General features: G+C 62.9%; 14 protein-coding genes. 8 read left to right on the forward strand and 6 right to left on the reverse strand.

Translation table 11 applies throughout. From position 1 onward, the window contains the following. A partial coding sequence (gene dnaG, locus DYZ14_RS20420) for a DNA primase (protein WP_154722402.1) occupies nucleotides 1-1,349 on the reverse strand: 1,349 nt, incomplete at its 3' end. 218 nt (nucleotides 1,350-1,567) lie between these two features. On the opposite strand from dnaG, the gene DYZ14_RS20425 reads away from it, so the two are divergent. Then, complete coding sequence (locus DYZ14_RS20425) at nucleotides 1,568-2,149, forward strand: peptidase inhibitor family I36 protein (RefSeq protein WP_154722403.1); 582 nt, start codon at nucleotides 1,568-1,570, stop codon at nucleotides 2,147-2,149. Between the two features lie 146 nt (nucleotides 2,150-2,295). On the opposite strand, the gene DYZ14_RS20430 is transcribed toward DYZ14_RS20425, so the two are convergent. Further along, the gene (locus DYZ14_RS20430) at nucleotides 2,296-2,748 is read right to left on the reverse strand and encodes a GatB/YqeY domain-containing protein (RefSeq protein WP_115671719.1); all 453 of its coding nucleotides are present in this window, start codon (nucleotides 2,746-2,748) and stop codon (nucleotides 2,296-2,298) included. Nucleotides 2,749-3,074: 326 nt separating this feature from the next. Between DYZ14_RS20430 and carA the strand changes: the two genes are divergently transcribed. Further along, on the forward strand, nucleotides 3,075-4,280 hold the full coding sequence (gene carA, locus DYZ14_RS20435) for a glutamine-hydrolyzing carbamoyl-phosphate synthase small subunit (RefSeq protein ID WP_154722404.1): 1,206 nt from the start codon (nucleotides 3,075-3,077) through the stop codon (nucleotides 4,278-4,280). A 37-nt stretch (nucleotides 4,281-4,317) separates the two neighbouring features. On the opposite strand, the gene DYZ14_RS20440 is transcribed toward carA, so the two are convergent. The 4 genes from DYZ14_RS20440 to DYZ14_RS20455 all read right to left on the reverse strand — a co-directional run bounded on the left by DYZ14_RS20440 (nucleotide 4,318) and on the right by DYZ14_RS20455 (nucleotide 9,271). Then, nucleotides 4,318-5,718: an MATE family efflux transporter gene (locus tag DYZ14_RS20440; RefSeq protein WP_154722405.1), complete on the reverse strand. Its 1,401-nt coding sequence runs from the start codon at nucleotides 5,716-5,718 to the stop codon at nucleotides 4,318-4,320. 159 nt (nucleotides 5,719-5,877) lie between these two features. Further along, nucleotides 5,878-6,804 (reverse strand): KPN_02809 family neutral zinc metallopeptidase, encoded by a 927-nt coding sequence (gene ypfJ / locus DYZ14_RS20445; RefSeq protein WP_154722406.1) that lies wholly within the window; start codon nucleotides 6,802-6,804, stop codon nucleotides 5,878-5,880. A gap of 113 nt (nucleotides 6,805-6,917) precedes the next feature. Further along, on the reverse strand, nucleotides 6,918-7,592 hold the full coding sequence (locus tag DYZ14_RS20450; RefSeq protein WP_154722407.1) for a glutathione S-transferase family protein: 675 nt from the start codon (nucleotides 7,590-7,592) through the stop codon (nucleotides 6,918-6,920). Nucleotides 7,593-7,702: 110 nt separating this feature from the next. Beyond that, entirely contained in the window at nucleotides 7,703-9,271 is a 1,569-nt protein-coding gene (locus DYZ14_RS20455) for an amidase (RefSeq protein ID WP_232365621.1), read from the reverse strand. Nucleotides 9,272-9,454: 183 nt separating this feature from the next. On the opposite strand from DYZ14_RS20455, the gene carB reads away from it, so the two are divergent. The 6 genes from carB (at nucleotide 9,455) to DYZ14_RS20485 (ending at nucleotide 16,784) form a co-directional block, all read left to right on the forward strand. Beyond that, entirely contained in the window at nucleotides 9,455-12,937 is a 3,483-nt protein-coding gene (gene carB, locus DYZ14_RS20460) for a carbamoyl-phosphate synthase large subunit (RefSeq protein WP_154722408.1), read from the forward strand. Nucleotides 12,938-12,945: 8 nt separating this feature from the next. Beyond that, nucleotides 12,946-13,200, forward strand: coding sequence for a DUF4258 domain-containing protein (locus tag DYZ14_RS20465; RefSeq protein WP_154722409.1), 255 nt, complete (start codon nucleotides 12,946-12,948; stop codon nucleotides 13,198-13,200). Next, nucleotides 13,193-13,642, forward strand: coding sequence for an SRPBCC domain-containing protein (locus DYZ14_RS20470; RefSeq protein ID WP_154722410.1), 450 nt, complete (start codon nucleotides 13,193-13,195; stop codon nucleotides 13,640-13,642). Before DYZ14_RS20465 ends, DYZ14_RS20470 begins: the two co-directional genes overlap by 8 nt. A 164-nt stretch (nucleotides 13,643-13,806) precedes the next feature. Next, on the forward strand, nucleotides 13,807-15,096 hold the full coding sequence (locus DYZ14_RS20475) for a T6SS phospholipase effector Tle1-like catalytic domain-containing protein (RefSeq protein WP_154722411.1): 1,290 nt from the start codon (nucleotides 13,807-13,809) through the stop codon (nucleotides 15,094-15,096). A gap of 135 nt (nucleotides 15,097-15,231) precedes the next feature. Further along, on the forward strand, nucleotides 15,232-15,708 hold the full coding sequence (gene greA / locus DYZ14_RS20480) for a transcription elongation factor GreA (RefSeq protein WP_154722412.1): 477 nt from the start codon (nucleotides 15,232-15,234) through the stop codon (nucleotides 15,706-15,708). A gap of 23 nt (nucleotides 15,709-15,731) precedes the next feature. Further along, entirely contained in the window at nucleotides 15,732-16,784 is a 1,053-nt protein-coding gene (locus DYZ14_RS20485; protein WP_154722413.1) for a glycosyltransferase family 4 protein, read from the forward strand.

Here is a 16,784-nt window from a genome sequence, read left to right on the forward strand (position 1 = left end):
CCACCGCGATTGCCCGGCTCGAAACCGCCGCGACGCTCGTTGCGCGCCGCCTGGTTCGGCTGGAAGAAGGCATTCAGCCGGTCGCGGACATCCTGCTGGTAGTGCCGGCGGACGTTTTCGTCGGCGATCACGGCAACCACCTGCTTCATCCGCGCCTCAAGCTCGGCGCGCTTTTCCGGCGTGTCGAACTGCCCGCCGCCGGCCTCGCGCACCCACAGCATCTCCGCGAGCGGCCTGGCCTCGGACAGCACCTTGTCGAACGGCGCGCGTCCATCCTGCTTGACGAGATCATCCGGATCCTTGCCGTCCGGCAGCATGGCGAAGCGGACCGACCGGCCCGGCTTCAGATGCGGCAACGCCAGGTCGACGGCACGGAACGCCGCCCGCTGACCGGCACCGTCGCCGTCAAAGCAAAGCACCGGCACCGGCGTCATCTTCCACATCAGGTCGAGCTGGTTTTCGGTGAGCGCCGTGCCGAGCGGCGCAACGGCGTTCTCGATGCCGGCCTGGTGGAGCGCGATGACATCCATGTAGCCTTCGACCGCGATGATCGTATCGGCGCCGGCGGCGCCCTGGAGCGCGCGACGGGCGCGGGAGAAATTGAAGAGCACATTGCCCTTGTGAAAGAGCTCGGTCTCCGGCGAGTTCATGTATTTGGCCATGGCATCGGGCGCCATCGCCCGGCCGCCAAACGCGATCACCTTGTCGCGCGAGGACAGGATCGGGAACATGATACGGTCGCGGAAATAATCGTAGGAGACGGGAATGTCCGGCCCGTGCCGCACCAGGCCGCAGGCCTCGATCTGCTCCTTCGGCACACCCTTGCCGGCCAGATATTCCTTAAGCGCGTTGCGGCTCTCCGGCGCATAGCCGAGGCGGAAGGTTTCGATCGTCCGCCCCGAAAGCCCGCGTTCGCGCAGATAGGCCCGCGCCCTGGCGCCGCTCGCCGTCTGCAACTGATCCTGGAAGAACTGCGTCGCCATTTCCATGACGTCCTGCAGCGTGGTGCGTTCCTTCTCGCGCCGCTCGGCTTGCGGATCGGCCTTCGGCATGGCGATACCGGCCATGTCGGCGATCTGCTGCACCGCTTCGGGAAAGCTCAGCCCCTCGAGATCGGTGAGAAAGCGGAAATGGTCGCCGGAAACGCCGCAACCGAAACAGTGGTAGCGTCCCTTGCGGTCCTCGCAGTGAAAGCTCGGGCTTTTTTCGCCGTGGAACGGGCAGCAGGCCCAATAGTCCCCGCGCGACACATTGGTCTTCTTGCGATCCCAAGTCACACGTCGACCGACCACCGCGGAAATCGGCACGCGGTCGCGTATCTCGTCGAGAAAGTCGTTGGAAAAACGCATCATGTCCCTTGTGATTGATGGTCCGCTATAGGCCGCCTCCGAGGCAAAAGCCATCGCTCCAATCAACAGTGCCCAATATTCACAGCCGAACCGGTTCACGGCAAACAGAATGCCCCGGCTCGATACGCCGCCCGACCGAACGAATTGACAAAGATCAATGCGCCGTCGTCGTTGAAGATGCAGATTACTTTTGCGCGCGGATCAATGGTTGGTAAGCGATGCACATCAGCAAAAATATCGGAGGATCACCCATGAACAGATTCTGTCTTTTGTCCAGCGCGGCAATCGCACTGGTTGCCCAGCCCCTGGTGGCCGCTCCGCTGACGGATTCGGAACAGAATTCCCGCGCAGCATCCGCTTTTGTGCAGATCGCAAAGAACCAGAACCAGAACCAGAACAACAATCAAAGCGGCAACCAGAACAACAACCAGAATACCAATCAGAACACCAACCAGAACACCAACCAGAACCAGAACCAGAATTCCGATGACGGCACCGGGCCGGATACCGTCGTAACGGCAGCCACTTCGGCCGCAGCAGAAACGGCTGCCGCCCACGCCTGTTTCTATGAAGATGCGGGCTACAAGGGCGAAAAGTTCTGCACGACGGGCGGAACGCATGCAAAGACCATCGGCCAAGGCTGGGACAACCGGATCTCCTCGATCAAGATTGCAGGCGGTGTGACGGTAAAGATCTGCACGGATGGCAACTATGGCGGCTCGTGCATGGAGACAGCCGCAAGCATCGAGAAACTGGCCGGCGACTACGATGATGCCGTCTCTTCCTGGCAGGTAAAGTAAGCGGCACCGCCAATATGTTGGCCCAGCCGATCGGCAAGGACTAGCACTCCGATATCTAGGCCGCGACTCTTTTCGAAGGTCTGAAATACAGAAGGCAGCACGCGGGTGCTGCCTTTTGCTGTAATGCAGACCAATGCGGGGCCAGCCTACTTCAACAGATCCTTAACAACGCCAGAGGCCTTGGCGAAATCGATCTGACCGGGATAGCGCTCCTTCAGCGTGTTCATGCACTTGCCCATGTCGCGCAGCCCTTGCGCCCCGGTTTCGGTGATCACCGAAGCGCAAAGCTCGCGCACCTTCTCCTCCGGCAGTTGCTCCGGCATGAAGCTCTTGATGATGCAGATTTCCTGGCGCTCCTGCTCGGCAAGCTCGGGCCTGCCGTTATCGGCATAGATTTGCGCCGATTCGTCGCGCTGCTTGATCATCTTCATCAGGATCTGCATGATCTCGTCGTCGGTCACCGGATCCTTGCCGACACCGCGATTGGCGATGTCGCGATCCTTGATCGCGGTCTGGATCAGCCGCACGGTCGAGGTGCGGCGTACGTCCTTCGCCTTCAGCGATTCCTTCATAACGTCGGTAAGTCTGTCGCGCATCATCTCTTCAATCTCCATGGAACAGCCGGCCTGCGGGCTTCGCCAATTGTGGCTTTTCCTTGTCATTTCGGCCGGACTCATACCCAGCCCTGCCGCACTGCGCAAATCAATTAGACAACCCATTGAAATACATGGGGCTAAATTCCACGCTTTCCACAGCAACGAATTGACCTTGCGGATCGATCCGTCTATTTTCCGGCACCTGCACGAAAATTGAAATCAGGGGAAAAGCGCGCGCTTTGCTGCGCGACCTTGATCTGCGATCATAAATGGCGCGTGACCTCCGGTTCTTCAAGGGATCGGCGGCCTCGGCCGGACAAGGAACGAACATGACCTCGACAGCCCCCTGGACCACCCGCAAGCCGACCGCGCTTCTCGTTCTCGCCGACGGCACCGTCATTGAAGGCCACGGGATCGGCGCCACCGGCAAGGTCCAGGCCGAAGTCTGCTTCAACACGGCGCTGACCGGTTACGAGGAAATCCTGACCGACCCCTCCTATCTCGGCCAGATCGTAACCTTCACCTTCCCGCATATCGGCAATGTCGGCACCAATGACGAAGACATCGAGGACCTGACGCCGGCGGCACGCCACGGCGCGGTCGGCGTGATCTTCAAGGCCGACATCACCGACCCGTCGAACTACCGCGCGGTCAAGCATCTCGACGCCTGGCTGAAGGCCCGCGGCATCATCGGCCTTTGCGGCGTCGATACCCGGGCGCTCACCGCCTGGATCCGCGAGCACGGCGCGCCGAATGCGGTGATCGCCCATGACCCGAACGGCGTCTTCGACATCGACGCACTGAAGGCGGACGCCAAGGCGTGGAGCGGCCTCGTCGGCCTCGACCTCGCCAAGGTCGCCACATCCGGTCAGTCATCCACCTGGAACGAGAAGCCGTGGGTCTGGAACGAAGGCTTTTCGACGCTCGGACCGGCGGATGCCAAGTACCACATCGTTTGCGTCGATTTTGGCGTGAAGCGCAACATCCTGCGCCTGTTTGCCGGCCTCGACTGCAAGGTAACCGTCGTCCCGGCATCAACCAGCGCCGAAGACATCCTCGCCCTCAATCCGGACGGCATCTTCCTGTCGAACGGCCCGGGCGATCCGGCGGCAACCGGCGAATATGCCGTTCCGGTCATCCAGAACCTCATCAAGGCTGACAAGCCGCTGTTCGGCATCTGCCTCGGCCACCAGATGCTGGGCCTGGCGCTCGGCGGCAAGACCGAAAAGATGCACCAGGGCCACCACGGCGCCAATCATCCGGTGAAGGACTTCACCACCGGCAAGGTCGAGATCGTCTCGATGAACCACGGCTTCGCGGTGGATTCGAAGTCGCTGCCAGAAGGCGTTGAAGAGACTCACGTTTCGCTGTTCGACGGCTCCAACTGCGGCCTGCGGCTCGCCGGCAAGCCGGTCTTTTCGGTGCAGCACCATCCGGAGGCTTCGCCCGGTCCGCAGGACAGCCACTATCTCTTCCGCCGCTTCATCAACATGGTGCGCGAGACGAAGGGTGAGCCGGCACTCGCAGAGCGCTGATCCGACTCTCACATTAGAAATCGAAGATGCGGCCCGGTCAGACCCGGGCCGTTTTCATTTCAAAGCGCACCTTGTGGAAGAAGCGCAGGCAGAGCAGCAGCGCCGCACTCATCAGGCCGATCAGGAAGCCGAGCCAGATGCCGATGCCGCCGAGCCCGAGCGGAAAGGCCATGACCCAGGCGAGGAAGAAGCCGATCGGCCAATAGGAGACCAGCGCCATCACCATCGGGATGCGGGCATCCTTCAACCCGCGCAAGAGGCCGCTGGCAATTGCCTGCAATCCATCCACCAGCTGGAAAATGCCGGCGATCACGACGAGCGGCACGGCAAAGTCGAGCACGGCCGCGGCCTCCGGCGTGGTCGCGTTGATGAAGGCGCTGCTGAGCGTCCGCGGCATCAGGTAGAACAGCAGTCCGCCGGCAATGGCGATCGCGCTGGCGATCACCAACACGGCATAAGCGGCCCGCATCAGGTCCGGATAATCTCCCCGTCCATGAGCCACGCCGATCCTGACCGTTGCCGCCTGCGACAAGCCGAGCGGGATCATGAAGGCGATCGAGGCGAGCTGAAGCGCGATGCCGTGGGCTGCAAGCTCGATCGTACCGATCTTGCCCATCATCAGCGAGGCGGCGGTAAACAGGCTGACCTCCGCCAGAACCGTGATACTGATCGGCAGGCCGAGATGCACCACTTCCCACAGGGCATGCCAGTCCGGCCGCCAGAAACGGACAAACAGCTCGTAGCGGCGCGTCTGCTCGCGCGTCTCGATATAGGCGACCATGAACAGGAAACTCGCCCACTGCACGATCACCGCGACGATCGCGGCACCGATCATCCCGAGCCGAGGCAGGCCGAAATGGCCGAGCACCAGCGCATAGGCCAGCACCGCATTCATCAGAAGCACGGCCAGCGTGACGTAGAGGATGATCCCGGCCCGGCCGATCGCGCTGACCAGGGCCCGAAGCACGGCGAAGAGCAGGGCCGGCAAGAGGCCGAACTGCACGATCATCACATAGTCGGCAGCAAGCGCCGCGACTTCGGGTTTCTGTCCGAGCATCAGGAGGATCGGCTCGGCATTGAAGAACAGCGGCGCGGTCAAGAGGGTGTAGCCGATCGAAACCCACATACCCATGCGGATCGCCCGCCGGACGGAAACGACGTCGCCTCGGCCAAAGGCCTGCGCCACCATCGGCACCACGGCAATGGAGAAACCCGACCCGAAGATGAAGATCGTAAAGAAGAACTGGCCCGACAGGACCATGGCCGCCAGCGACTGCGCGCCGAGCTGTCCGACGATCACCACGTCCGTGGTGTGGATGCCGAGCTGTGCGAGCTGCGCGCCGATCAACGGGATGCCGAGCGCAAGCGTCGCGCGAATGTGCGAGGCCCAGCTTTTGGCCTGACTGCCTGGTCCAACGGGTGCAAAATGGCGAGACATGATACGATCCAAGACGAAAAAAGCCGCTTCCAGAGATTGCTGGCGAGCGGCGTGTAGACCCTGGATAGAAGAAAGCCGCCGCGGGAGCAAGCCGCAGCGGCTTAGTGCAGAAAATATCGTCGATCGATCACAAAGCCTTATGGAAGCTGAAAAGACGCCTCAGATCGAGCCGGAAAACGTGTCGCAGGACGAGACTTCGCCACTTTCAAAGCCGCGCTTGAACCATTTCGCCCGCTGCGCCGAGGTACCATGGTTGAAGCTGTCGGGCACGACATAGCCCTGGCTGCGCTTCTGCAGCGTGTCGTCGCCGATCTGGTGGGCGGCATTGAGCGCCTCTTCGAGGTCACCGGCCTCGAGCAGGCCCTTCTGTTCGGTATAGCTCGCCCAGATCCCGGCATAGCAATCGGCCTGCAATTCGACGCGCACCGACATCTGGTTTGCTTCGACTTCGCTCATCTGCTTGCGCAGCTGGTTGAACTTCGGAAGCACGCCCGTCAGGTTCTGCACGTGATGGCCGATCTCATGGGCAATGACATAGGCTTCGGCAAAGTCGCCTGACGCGCCGAACTGCTGCTGCAACTGCGTGAAGAATTCGGTGTCCAGGTAAACCTTGCGGTCGCCCGGGCAATAGAACGGCCCGGTCGCCGACGATGCAAAGCCGCAAGCGGAGCTGACCTGGCCGGAGAACAGCACGAGCGTCGGCTCGGCATAGGTCTGGCCTTCCGACTGGAAGATGCCGTTCCAGGTGTCCTCGGTCTCGGCAAGCACGGTGCGGACGAAGGCCGTCATCTCGTCGGCTGCGGGTGTGGTCGGGCGCTCGCCCGTCGACTGCTCATAACCGGACGGCGGCGCCGTGCCCTCGCCCAGCATCTGCAGCATGTCGATGCCCATCATCTTGAGCACGAAGTAGATGACCACCAGAAAAATGATCGTGCCAATGCTCAAACCGCCGCCTCGACGGCCGCTGCCCATCGGGATCTGGATGCCGGAGCGGCCGAACGGATTGCGACCCATTCCGCCGCGGCCGACGGACGTGCCGCGCCGATCCTCGATATTGTCCGACTGACGCCGACCCTTCCATTCCATGATGCGGTTCCTCTCCGTCACATATGCCTGCGGCTTGAAACACTTCATAAAGCAAAGCGTTCCGACCGGCCATGGAAATTAGAGGCGGCCTGACCGACCGACCCGCCCAGAGCTCAGGTCGCGGCGTAGTCATAGGCCCCGCCGCGTTCCAGCGCGCGCCGGTATGCCGGCCGGGCGCGGATCGCCGCGAGATAGCGGCGGATCGCCGGCGCAGTCTGCTCTTTCGCCCCATCGATGCGCGACATGGCGGCCTCGATCGGAAAGCTCATGGCGATGTCGGCCGCGGAAAAGGCAGCACCAGCGAAGTATCCGTCCCGGCCAAGTTCGCTTTCCCAGAAGGCAACGTGATCCTGGAGTTGAGGATCGAGGAACTTGGCGCCCACGCCCTTGGCGATCAGCGAAGCGATCGGTCGCAACAACAACGGCACCTGGCTCGGCAGCTTCGAGAAAATCAGCTTCATGACCAGCAGCGGCATGGCCGATCCCTCGGCATAGTGCAGGAAATAGCTGTAACGCAGCCGCTCGTCGGTTCCCGCTGGCGGGCGCAGCGCATCCCCGCCATAGGTTTCGATCAGGTATTCGATGATCGCGCCGCTTTCCGCGATCACCCTGCCGTCATCTTCGATCACCGGCGACTTGCCGAGCGGATGGACAGCCTTGAGGCTTTCCGGCGCCCGCATGTCGCCTCCACGTCGATAAACATTGATGTCGTAAGGAACGCCGAGTTCTTCGAGCAGCCAAAGGATGCGATGGGCGCGGGAATTTTCGAGATAGTGAACAATGATCATCGGCGGCTCCATGGGAAAGCCCGGCAATCACGCCGGGCGTAGTGCAACCACTACGCTTTCACCGTCCCGGTGGTTTCACGACCCGGGCGTTTCCCAAAGATCCACCGGCCTTATACCGGCGGGCGTCGATCCTTCCAGGGCCGCGCCCGCTCCAATTCGCCGGCGAGGTTGAACAGGGTCTCCTCGTCGGCAAAGCGTCCGACGAAGTGCATGCCGATCGGCAGCCCCTTGGGCGACCAGTTGAGCGGTACCGACATGGCCGGTTGGCCGGTGACGTTGAACACCGGGGTCCAGGGGATGAATTCGAAGGTCTGCGCGGCGAGCTGGTCGGCAATGCCGAGCTTCTTCAGCAGCGACCCGCCATGGATATGCCCCATGAAGCGGATCAGCTTCTTTTCGAACGGTTTCGGCTGGAGCGCGCCGATCTTGACCGGCAGGCTGGAGAGAACCGGCGTCATCAGCACGTCGTGGGTCTCGAAGAAGCCGAGCACCGATCGTGCCGAAAGCTTCAGGTAGCGCAGCGCCGCGGCCAGTTCTGCGGCGGAGAAAGCCTGGCCGAGCAGACCGAGGCCGAAGGACGACGCATCGAAATCCTGAGGCCGCACCCGGACACCGCTCAACTCGGCGATAAACTCGATGTCGGCCCGCAGTTCGGCGGCCAGAACCGTCAGGAAAGCGAGCGAGAACCGCTCGCGCTCGACCGGGGGTGCCGCCTCCACCACCTCGTGCCCCAGTTCTTCAAGCAGGCGGACCGTCTCGGCGAAGGCCGCGCGAACCTCCGGGGCGACCGCCTTGCCGAGCATCGGTTCGCAGGACACCGCGATCCGCAGCCGCTTCGGCGCGCGTCCAACTGCCTCGAGCCACGATCCGCGAAACTCCGGCAGCGGATGCGGATTGCCGATGTCGGACCCATGGGTGGCGTCGAGCATGGCGGCGGAATCGCGCACCGACCGGGTCAGCACATGCTCGCCGGCAAAGCCGGACCAGGCCTCGCCGATAAAGGGGCCGACAGGGGTTCTTCCGCGTGTCGGCTTCATCCCGAACAGGCCGCAAGCCGAGGCCGGGATGCGGATCGAGCCGCCGCCGTCGCCGCCGGAGGCGAGCGGCACCATGCCCGAAGCAACCGCCGCCGCCGAACCGCCGGACGAACCGCCCGGCGTTCGCGTCAGGTCCCAGGGATTGCGGGTCGGGCCAAAAGTCTCCGGCTCGGTATAGGGCGTCAGCCCGAATTCCGGCGTATTGGTCTTGCCGAGAATGATCAGGCCGGCCCGCTTCCAGCGCGTCACCAATTCGTTGTCGCCGGAGGCCGGGATCTTGGCCCAGAGCCGGTTGCCTTGCGAGGTCGGAATGCCGGCGACCTGCGACAGCAGGTCCTTCAGCAGGAAGGGCACGCCGGCAAACGGTCCGTCGCCGATAGGCCCCGCAGCAGCGCGCCGCGCCTCGTCGAACATCGGCCGGATCACGGCATTGAGCGTTGGGTTCAGCCTTTCAATCGCAGCGATTGCGGTTTCGACAAGCTCGGGCGCACTCACCTCGCCGCGCCGCACGAGTCCGGCCAGAGCAAGGCCGTCAAATTCCCTGTAGTCTTCGAGCACGTCTTCCCCTTCCCTCGGCATCCCCCGAGCGACAGTAGCATGGCGCCACCCCATGGCAATGCGGCCGTCCGCAACAACGCTCACACCTGAGATCCGGCTTTGCCGCGCCCCGGAAGATTCCTGTCGGAATCGTCAATTTCGGGGTTCCGCTTCGATCAACATTTCCCTATAAGCCGCTTCTAGCCTTCAAAGACCCTGTTTGCGCCCGGCCGGTGAAATCATCACCCTGGCCGGCTTTTCGCGCAGCCTGAAAAGCGGAATGTGACCATGCCCAAGCGCCAAGATATCAAGTCCATCCTCATCATCGGCGCGGGGCCGATCGTCATCGGCCAGGCTTGCGAATTCGACTATTCGGGCACGCAAGCCGTCAAGGCGTTGAAGGAGGAAGGCTACCGGGTCATCCTGGTCAATTCCAACCCCGCGACCATCATGACCGATCCGGGCCTGGCCGACGCAACTTACGTCGAACCGATCACTCCCGAAGTCGTCGCCAAGATCATCGCCAAGGAGCGTCCGGACGCGCTGCTGCCGACCATGGGCGGCCAGACGGCGCTCAACACCGCACTCTCCCTGAAACGCATGGGGGTGCTTGACCGCTACAATGTCGAGATGATCGGCGCCAAGCCGGCGGCCATCGACAAGGCCGAGGACCGCGCGCTGTTCCGCGAGGCCATGGCCAAGATCGGCCTCGAAACCCCGAAGTCGATGCTGGCCAATGCCACCGACATCAAGGACGCCGACCGCAAGACCCACGAGGCAGCCCGCAACGATCTCAAGGCCCGCCTGTCCGGCGCAGAACTCGACAAGGCGCTTGACGAGCTGGAAAACCAGTGGAACCTTGGAGAGAGCGACCGCAAGCAGCGCTACATGAGCCATGCCATGGCAATCGCCGCCCAGGCGCTCGACGTCGTCGGCCTTCCGGCGATCATCCGTCCGTCCTTCACCATGGGCGGCACCGGCGGCGGCATTGCATACAACCGCTCGGAATTCTTCGAGATCATCGGCTCGGGCCTCGACGCCTCGCCGACCACCGAGGTGCTGATCGAGGAATCGGTGCTCGGCTGGAAGGAATATGAAATGGAAGTCGTCCGCGACAAGGCGGACAACTGCATCATCATCTGCTCGATCGAGAACATCGATCCCATGGGCGTGCACACGGGCGACTCGATCACGGTTGCGCCGGCACTGACCTTGACCGACAAGGAATACCAGATGATGCGGAACGCCTCGATCGCGGTTCTGCGCGAGATCGGGGTGGAGACCGGCGGCTCGAACGTCCAGTTCGCCGTCAACCCGAAGGACGGCCGCCTCGTCGTCATCGAGATGAACCCGCGCGTGTCGCGCTCGTCGGCACTCGCATCGAAGGCCACCGGCTTCCCGATCGCCCGGGTCGCCGCCAAGCTTGCCGTCGGCTACACGCTGGACGAACTGGAAAACGACATCACCGGCGGCGCCACCCCGGCCTCGTTCGAGCCGTCGATCGATTATGTCGTCACCAAGATCCCGCGTTTCGCCTTTGAAAAGTTCCCCGGCGCCGAGCCGACGCTGACGACCGCGATGAAGTCGGTCGGCGAGGTCATGGCCATCGGCCGCACCTTCGCCGAGAGCCTGCAAAAGGCGCTGCGCGGCCTCGAAACCGGCCTGACCGGCCTCGACGAAATCGAGATCCCCGGCCTTGGGGAGAGCGACGACAAGAACGCCATCCGCGCCGCGATCGGCACGCCGACGCCCGATCGCCTGCGCATGGTCGCCCAGGCGCTGCGCCTCGGCATGTCGCCGGAAGAAGTGCACGAGGGCTGCAAGATCGACCCGTGGTTCATCGCCCAGCTGAAGGCGATCACCGACATGGAAGCGCGCATCCGCGAGCACGGCCTGCCGGAAGACGCCGAGAACCTGCGCATGCTGAAAGCCATGGGCTTCTCCGACGCCCGGCTTGCCAGCCTCACCGGCAAGCGCCCGAAGGAAGTGGCCGAAATCCGCAACGCGCTAAACGTGCGCCCGGTGTTCAAGCGCATCGATACCTGCGCCGCCGAATTCGCCTCGCCGACCGCCTACATGTATTCGACTTATGAAACGCCCTTCGTCGGCGAGCTTCGCTCGGAGGCTCAAGTCTCCGACCGGAAGAAAGTCGTGATCCTCGGCGGCGGTCCGAACCGTATCGGCCAGGGCATCGAGTTCGACTATTGCTGCTGCCATGCCGCCTTCGCACTGAAGGATGCCGGCTTTGAAGCGATCATGGTCAATTGCAACCCGGAAACCGTCTCGACCGACTACGATACCTCGGATCGCCTCTATTTCGAGCCTCTGACGGCGGAAGACGTAATCGAGATCATGCGTGCCGAGCAGGAAAAGGGCGAACTGGTCGGTGTCATCGTCCAGTTCGGCGGCCAGACCCCGCTGAAGCTCGCCGAGGCGCTGGAAAAGAACGGCATCCCGATCCTCGGCACGGCGCCCGACATGATCGATCTTGCCGAAGATCGCGACCGCTTCCAGAAGCTTCTGATGAAGCTCGACCTCAACCAGCCGAACAACGGCATCGCCTATTCGGTCGAGCAGGCCCGACTGGTCGCCTCCGAGATCGGCTTCCCGCTGGTCGTGCGCCCGTCCTACGTGCTCGGCGGCCGCGCCATGCAGATCATTCACGATGAGAGCATGCTGCAGAGCTACCTGCTCGACACAGTTCCCGGCCTTGTGCCGGAAGACATCAAGCAGCGCTATCCGAACGACAAGACCGGCCAGATCAATACCCTGCTCGGCAAGAACCCGCTGCTGTTCGACAGCTACCTGACCAACGCCATTGAAGTCGACGTCGATGCGCTGTGCGACGGCACCGACGTCTTCGTCTCCGGCATCATGGAGCATATCGAGGAAGCCGGCATCCATTCGGGCGACTCGGCCTGCTCGCTGCCGTCCCGCTCGCTGTCCAAGGAGACCCTCGACGAACTCGAGCGCCAGACCAAGGCCATGGCCAAGGCGCTCAACGTCGGCGGCCTGATGAACGTGCAGTATGCCATCAAGGACGGCACGATCTACGTTCTCGAAGTCAACCCACGCGCCTCGCGCACCGTGCCCTTCGTCGCCAAGACCATCGGCGCGCCGATCGCCAAGATCGCCGCCCGCATCATGACCGGCGAAAAGCTCGATGCGGCGATTGCCGCCTATGGCGCCAAGCCCGACCCGCGCAACCTCAAGCACATCGCCGTCAAGGAAGCCGTCTTCCCGTTTGCCCGCTTCCCCGGCGTCGACACGCTGCTCGGCCCGGAAATGCGCTCGACCGGCGAAGTCATCGGTCTCGACACTGATTTCGCGCTGGCCTTTGCCAAGAGCCAGCTCGGCGCCGGCGTCGAACTGCCGCGTGACGGAACGGTCTTCGTCTCGGTCCGCGACGAGGACAAGGTCCGCGTCCTGCCCGCCATCAAGCTCCTGACCGAAATCGGCTTCAAGGTAATGGCGACCGGCGGCACCCAGCGCTTCCTCGCCGAACAGGGCATCGAGGCGATCAAGATCAACAAGGTTCTGGAAGGCCGCCCGCATATCGAGGACGCCATCCGCAACCGGCAGGTCCAGCTGGTCATCAACACGACCGACTCGAACAAGGCGATCTCGGATTCCAAGTCGCTGCGCCGCGCCGCCCTGATGCAGAAGGTGCCCTACTACACCACCATGGCCGGCGCACTCGCCGCGGCGGAAGCCATCCAGGCCTTGAAGAAGGGCCAGCTCGAAGTTCGCCCGCTGCAGAGCTATTTCTGAGGGGAACGATGAACAAGCCGCTCCGTTTCACCGCCCATTCGCAGATGGTGATAGTGGAGCGGCAGCTCGATACGGCTTGGATCGAGCGGACCTTGCGTGATCCGGACTGGCGGGAAGCAGGCCCTTCCGGACCACCAACGGAAAGACGCTACCAGCGCATCCCGGAATGCGCCGGTCGGTTTTGCGGGCAATCGGCTAGAAAGACGAAGAAGAAGTCCGTATCATCACGGCGTTCCTCGATCGAAAAGCACCAAAATGATTGAGAAGACAGAAATCCTCAACGACCGCCTCTTCGGCGTTGACCCGGCAACCCTGTTCGACGCCTTTGCCGATCCGGCCAAGCTCACCGCTTGGTGGGGTCCGGACGGCTTCACCAACGAGATCCATGAGTTCGACCTCAAGCCCGGCGGCCGCTGGGTGATCCTGATGAGAACCGAGGAAGGGGCGGAATTCCTCAACCATTCCACCTTCCAGGAGGTCGTAGCGCCCGAGCGCATCGTCTTCCTGCACCACGACCCGATCCATGTCTTCACGCTGGAAATGGATTTCCAGCCGGAGAATGGCGGCACCCGGCTGTCCTGGCGCATGCTGATGGAGCCGAACGAGGAGAATATCCAGTTCAAGCAGTTCATCGCCTACGCCAACGAGCAGAACTTCGACAGGCTGGAGAGGGTCCTGGGGCTGTCCACGGCTTCAAGCGGCTGATCGTCTCCGCCGCCCTGCATGTGACGTCGCCGGCGATCATCGCGACCGGCCGTACATGTGCCGAAGCGTTCCGGCGTTCACGTCAACGACCGCAAGCTCGACCTAAAATTGCAGAGACGGCATGCCTGTGATAGCCTTCGTCGGTCACGATGACGGGGCAGACCATGGGCAAGAACATCGTTCTTCTGTTCGACGGAACCTCGAACGAGATCGCCGCCGACCGCACCAATATCCTGCGCCTATTCGGCACGCTCAGGCGCACCGACGAACAGATCGTCTACTATGATCCCGGCGTCGGTACCTTCGGCGCGGACAACGCCTGGTCGCACGGTTGGCGCAAGACGGTCGAGATCTGGGGCCTGGCCACCGGCTGGGGCATCGACGCCAACGTCAAGCAGGCCTATCGCTTCATCGTCGAGAACTACCAGGCCGCGCCGCGGGACAAGAAAGGCAAGAGGATCGGCGAGGACGACCGCCTCTATCTCTTCGGCTTCAGCCGGGGCGCCTACACGGCGCGGGTTCTCGCCGGATTCATTCACAGCCTCGGCCTGATCCGTCCGGAGCAACTCAACCTGATCGACTATGCCTACCGGACCTACAAGGGCATTTCCGACCACAAGGCGCCGCCCGTCGACAGTTCCGGAAGCGGCGATGACGAAGGACGATCAGCCTTTGCCGACATGCGCATCTACGAGCGCACGTTGAAAGGCCATCGTCCAGCGATCGAACTGCTCGGCCTGTTCGACACCGTCGCCTCGGTCATCGAATCCGGCAAGATCGGCCTGACGCTGAAGACCCATCCCTTCACCCACCGCAATCCAAGCGTCCGGGCCGTCCGTCATGCCGTGGCAATCGACGAGCGGCGCACCATGTTCCGGCCGGAGCCCTGGACGCCGGACCAGCCGTTCTGGGGCAGCCCTTTCCCGCCGAAGGACCGGCCGGCGGTGCCGCAGGACATAAAGGAAGTCTGGTTCACCGGCGTGCACGGTGATGTCGGCGGTGGGTCGCCGGAACAGGAAAGCGCCCTGATCAAGGTGCCGCTGGCCTGGATGATCGAGGAGACAAAGCCCATGGGGCTCGACTATTCGACCCGCACCGTCAACGAGATCGTTCTCGGCAAGAATGACAAGAAGACCTACGTCAAACCGGATGCGATGGCGCAGCCGCAGGATTCGATGAACCTCGCCTGGCGCGCAGTCGAAATGCTGCCGCGCCGTGTTCCCTCCTCCTCGTGGCGTCGCGGCGGCAAGGGCGGCGGAATCTATCTGCCGCTGTCCGATCCGCGATTCATCCCGCAGGATGCCCTCATCCACCAGTCGGTGGTCGACCGACTGAACGGAGCGCCCGCCGGCGGCCCCTATCGCCCCGTAAATCTTCCCAGCCGGTACAGGGTCGAAGCCTGGGGAGCAATTTTCAACGTGGCGCCGGAACCCTCGGCCGGGGGGCAGAATTAAATCTCTGGAAATTGCGACAACCAATCTGCTATAGTTTGCAGATCGTTGATTTGAACTGGTTCCGGGGCTTCGCTTCGGGACCTGTTTTCTTTTATGTCCAGCGCCATGCGGGCATGAAATGCGAAGGAAGATGACATGGTTGAAAAGGTACCGATGACTCAGAGCGGCTTTGTCAAGCTGAACGAGGAACTGCGTTGGCGCCAGCAGGAAGAACGGCCCCGCATCATCGAGGCGATCGCCGAAGCGCGCGCCCATGGCGACCTTTCCGAAAACGCCGAGTATCACGCCGCCAAGGAAGCCCAGAGCCATAACGAAGGCCGGATCGGCGAACTGGAGGACCTGATCGCCCGCGCCGAGGTCATCGACCTTTCGAAGATGTCCGGCTCCACGATCAAGTTCGGCGCGACCGTCAAGCTGGTCGACGAGGACACGGAAGAGGAAAAGACCTACCAGATCGTCGGCGACCAGGAAGCCGACGTCAAGCAGGGTCGCATCTCCATCTCCTCGCCCATCGCCCGCGCCCTCATCGGCAAGGAAGTCGGCGACAATATCGAGGTCGTCGCCCCCGGCGGCTCCAAGGCCTACGAAATCCTCGCGGTCAACTGGGGCTGATCTGGCCCGGAAGGCTCTGGCCCTTGCCTCCCCTTGACGACATCACGGTGATCGCGCCGCATTTCAAGCGGCGCCTTTCCGGCGTGACCTCGACCGTCGTTCAGCTCATTCCCGAGCAACGACGGCTCGGGCGCGGCATCGTCACGCTCGGCCCCGGCCTGCCGGCCGATTTGCCGAAAATGGCCTGGGCGCAATTGCCGGCGCTTTGGCGGCGACCGAAATCCGCGAAATACCGCGTCTGGCACGCCCGCCGCAACAACGAGATGCTGTTCGGCTGGCTGTTGCGCGACGCATTACGCATGCCGCTGAAGCTGCTGTTTACCTCGGCGGCGCAGCGGCATCATACCGGCTACACCCGCTGGCTGATTTCGAGGATGGATGCGGTGGTCGCCACCAGCGCCCGCTCCGGCTCCTTCCTCAAGGTGGCGCATAGCGTGATCCGTCACGGCATCGACATCGACCGTTTTCATCCGGGAGAAAGCGCCGATGACACCATCGCCGCGACCGGTCTGCCGGGCAGGTATCTGGTCGGCTGCTTCGGCCGCGTCCGCCACCAGAAGGGCACGGACCTCTTCGTCCGCGCCATGATCGAACTTCTGCCCCGCTATCCCGACTGGACCGCGGTGATCAGCGGCCGGATCACGGCCGAGAACCAGGGTTTCGCCGACCAGCTCAAGGCCGACATCGCCAAGGCCGAATTGTCGTCGCGCATCGTCTTTCTCGGCGAGGTGGACGATATCAGGCCTTGGTATCGCCGGCTGACCCTCTATGTCGCGCCGTCGCGCAATGAAGGCTTCGGCCTCACCCCGCTGGAAGCCATGGCGTCGGCCACGGCTTCCGTCGCCAGCGATGCCGGCGCGTATGCGGAGTTGATCGTCGAGGATATCACCGGCAAGGTCGTTCCAGCCGGCGACTATGCGCGCCTGCGCGATGCGATCGCGGGCTATCTCGCCAATGCGGCCGAGGCAATCGAAGCAGGAAGGCGCGGGCGCACCCATGTGGTGGAGAATTTTGCCTTGGTGCGGGAGGCGTCGGCTCTCGAGACGGTCTATAACCGGCTTCTCGACGACAAATGA

Origin of the sequence: Ciceribacter sp. T2.26MG-112.2 (genome assembly GCF_900492205.1) — a bacterium.
GTDB classification, from domain to species: Bacteria; Pseudomonadota; Alphaproteobacteria; order Rhizobiales; family Rhizobiaceae; genus Allorhizobium; species Allorhizobium naphthalenivorans_A.

Coding starts and splice junctions, on each gene's coding strand:
- DYZ14_RS20475 (WP_154722411.1), top strand. CDS start 13,807: ATGGGCAAGAACATCGTTCTTCTGTTCGACGGAACCTCGAACGAGATC.
- DYZ14_RS20470 (WP_154722410.1), top strand. CDS start 13,193: ATGATTGAGAAGACAGAAATCCTCAACGACCGCCTCTTCGGCGTTGAC.
- greA (WP_154722412.1), top strand. CDS start 15,232: ATGGTTGAAAAGGTACCGATGACTCAGAGCGGCTTTGTCAAGCTGAAC.
- DYZ14_RS20440 (WP_154722405.1), bottom strand. CDS start 5,718: ATGTCTCGCCATTTTGCACCCGTTGGACCAGGCAGTCAGGCCAAAAGC.
- carA (WP_154722404.1), top strand. CDS start 3,075: ATGACCTCGACAGCCCCCTGGACCACCCGCAAGCCGACCGCGCTTCTC.
- carB (WP_154722408.1), top strand. CDS start 9,455: ATGCCCAAGCGCCAAGATATCAAGTCCATCCTCATCATCGGCGCGGGG.
- DYZ14_RS20465 (WP_154722409.1), top strand. CDS start 12,946: ATGAACAAGCCGCTCCGTTTCACCGCCCATTCGCAGATGGTGATAGTG.
- DYZ14_RS20450 (WP_154722407.1), bottom strand. CDS start 7,592: ATGATCATTGTTCACTATCTCGAAAATTCCCGCGCCCATCGCATCCTT.
- DYZ14_RS20430 (WP_115671719.1), bottom strand. CDS start 2,748: ATGATGCGCGACAGACTTACCGACGTTATGAAGGAATCGCTGAAGGCG.
- DYZ14_RS20425 (WP_154722403.1), top strand. CDS start 1,568: ATGCACATCAGCAAAAATATCGGAGGATCACCCATGAACAGATTCTGT.
- ypfJ (WP_154722406.1), bottom strand. CDS start 6,804: ATGGAATGGAAGGGTCGGCGTCAGTCGGACAATATCGAGGATCGGCGC.